Origin of the sequence: Trueperella sp. (assembly GCF_043424875.1) — a bacterium.
Taxonomy (GTDB): domain Bacteria; phylum Actinomycetota; class Actinomycetes; order Actinomycetales; family Actinomycetaceae; genus Trueperella.
Map to the genome: position 1 here is coordinate 1 of NZ_JBHWPL010000100.1, position 2,820 is coordinate 2,820.

At 57.7% G+C, this 2,820-nt stretch carries 2 protein-coding genes; both read left to right on the forward strand.

All coding sequences use genetic code 11. The annotated features are described in order from the left end of the window. Window positions 1–178: 178 nt before the first annotated feature. The gene (locus tag ACHFFR_RS08465) at window positions 179–1,624 is read left to right on the forward strand and encodes a purine-cytosine permease family protein (protein WP_394263828.1); all 1,446 of its coding nucleotides are present in this window, start codon (window positions 179–181) and stop codon (window positions 1,622–1,624) included. Next, entirely contained in the window at window positions 1,621–2,577 is a 957-nt protein-coding gene (locus ACHFFR_RS08470) for a PfkB family carbohydrate kinase (protein WP_394263829.1), read from the forward strand. The genes ACHFFR_RS08465 and ACHFFR_RS08470 overlap by 4 nt, the downstream gene beginning before the upstream one ends. Window positions 2,578–2,820: the final 243 nt, after the last annotated feature.

Below are 2,820 nucleotides of genomic sequence, written 5' to 3' on the forward strand. Positions count from 1 at the left end.
AGACTGTGGGTGCCATGCGCGGTGCGCTCTCCGGAGTGGACACCTGGCCCGACGACGTGGTCCGAGACGTATCGCGTCAAAACAACCTCGAGTTCGATGACCTCGCGGCTGCACTCTTAAATCACCGAAGCATCTGAACACCGACGTTCGTGAACAGAGACGTTCATAAGGAGAAATCATGGAAAACACACCAAGCGGAAAGACTGCTTTTCGCGAGTTAATGAAAGTCGAAGACAGGGGCATTGAACCTGTCGGCCCCGAAGAACAGACCTCCGGGCCAGGCGAATTGTTTTGGATTTGGTTCGCAGGAAACATTTCGATTCTTGGACTGCCGCTGGGCATCTGGGTGGTGGCCGGGGAACTCAATCTCTGGCAGGCACTCATCGCGGCAACCATCGGCGCAGTGGGCTCATTCGCCATTGTTGGCATTGTTTCAATCGCAGGCCAGCGCGGTGGCGCTCCCTCACTCACACTCTCGAGAGCCGTGTTTGGACAACTCGGCAACTTTGGCCCGACGATCGTCGCCATTTTGTCCCGGTGGGGGTGGGAAACCGTCAACACCGTTACCGCTGGATACGCAGTGCTCTCGATCGGAACAATCCTCGTCGGTCGAGAACTCACCCCACAAAACTCCCCCATCCTCACGGTCTTCGCGGTGTTGCTATTCCTGCTTGCAACTCTTGCGGTGTCTGGTATCGGCCATGAAATGCTTGCCACATTCCAAAAGTGGGCAACGTACATCTTCGGCGCCCTCACCCTCGTGGTGGTCGCCTTCATCGTCGTACAGGTCGACTGGAGCGCAGTGATCTCCGCCGAAGCCGGATCGTGGTCAACCGTCTTCCTTGGTATCGGCGTCGTCGCCGCGGGCACCGGTCTTGCGTGGGCGAACTCAGGCGCTGACATCGCGAGGTACCAATCGAAGACGGTTCCAGCTCGAACGCTCATCCTCTCCTGCGCCGTCGGTGCTGGCATTCCGCTCGTCATCATGATCGGTACTGGTTCGTTGATCGCCATCACCAACCCCGGCTTCGATGCGGATAATCCACTCGCGTCCATTCCGGAGCTCCTGCCGGCTTGGATGTCCGTACCGTTCTTGATTTCGGCATTTGCTGGTCTACTTCTGTCAAACAATATCTCGGTCTACTCATCGGGCTTGACCTTGTTGACGATGGGAATCAAAGCACGCCGAATCACCGCCGTCATGATCGAACTCTGCGTGGCACTGATCGGCTCGGTTCTGTTCTTCTTCGTCATTGGAAGCTTCTACGGTCCATTCATCACGTTCATTACGTACCTCGCAATCCCGCTCACGGCATGGCTTGGCGTATTCCTCGTGGACATGATTGGGCGTCAGCGATATGACGCACGTGGTCTGCTCCAGATGAACGCTAGCTCGCCATATTGGTACAAGGCTGGCATCGAGTGGCGCGCTGTGAGCTCCTGGCTAATCGCTATCATCGTTGGGTTCTCGTTCGAGTTCGCGCCGCTGAACGACACGTTCATTGCCGCGAACGGACTGCCGTGGCTTGTTACTCTGCTCCTGTCCGGAATCCTTTACTTTGCCCTCGGTGGCGCGAAGGGATCCGGCACAGAGACCAGCCCCAGCGAGCAGGAATCACGATGACGAAGCTTATTCACACTGGCTCAGTCATCGTTGACCAAGTCCTCCGCATTGATCGCTTGCCGGAATCCGGCGGAGACATCGTAGCCACTGACAGCTATAGCACTGCAGGTGGTGCGATGAATTCTCTTCTCGCTGCCGCACGCGATGGCATGGACGTCTTGTACTGCGGTCTCGTGGGAACGGGCATGAATGCAAGCGTCATTGCGCAGGCTCTGGAGGCTGCAGGCATCCGGGAGAGCTACGAGCGTCAAACTGATGCAGACAACGGCTACTGTGTAGCGCTCGTCGAGGATTCCGCAGAGCGAACGTTCATTACGTCAATCGGGGTCGAGGGTAGATTCGGACTTGAACACCTTGAAGCGATTGACGTTCAGCCAGACGATATCGTCTACGTTTCCGGATATTCTCTCGCAACACCTGAAAACGCTGACGGGCTCGCCGCATGGCTTCCGCAGATCCCTCAAACGACGACGGTCTTCGTGGATCCTTCACCCCTCGTCACCGAACTTCCGGTTGAGGCCTTTGCTCCATTACTTGCTCGGTGCAACATTCTAAGCACCAATGAGCGAGAGGCGGCAGCCATCCTGGCCGCGCGGGGAGTCGACAACTCCGAGAATCTTGACCCCGAAACAGTCGCTCGGCTCCTCAGTGATGTCGTTTCCGAGGGCTCGTGGGTTGTGGTTCGCAATGGTGAAGAGGCCACCCGTGTGTGCTGTAACGACGGCTCGGGCGACGTGCACGTCATACCCACCTATCCTCAGATCCCCGTCGACACGAATGGCTGTGGAGATGTCCACGCAGGTGTCCTGCTTGCCGGGCTAAGTCAGGGGTTAGGGATAGAGGCGGCGGTTGACCGGGCAAACGCAGCGGCAGCCATCAAAGCAACTCGGAGCGGCCCCGATTCGGCGCCAACCACTGCTGAGATCGACGCTTTCTTGTCGGCCGCCAGCTAGGTAGCGCTCGCGACCGGAGTGTGGCGATCGCTGACCGCACTCCTCGAAGTTGTTTGAACTAACGAATACATAGGCGGGGCATCGGATCACTCCCATGCCCCGCCTCGATAACCTGCGGTTACTCGTTCGGTAGCACCACCAGCTGTTTGTTGACGAACGCCTTGATGGCCAAGCAACCCTCGGGCATCAGCCGGCACTCGGGCATAAAAAGTGCCCCCAACAGGACTTGAACCTGTGACCAAG

Coding starts and splice junctions, on each gene's coding strand:
- ACHFFR_RS08465 (WP_394263828.1), top strand. CDS start 179: ATGGAAAACACACCAAGCGGAAAGACTGCTTTTCGCGAGTTAATGAAA.
- ACHFFR_RS08470 (WP_394263829.1), top strand. CDS start 1,621: ATGACGAAGCTTATTCACACTGGCTCAGTCATCGTTGACCAAGTCCTC.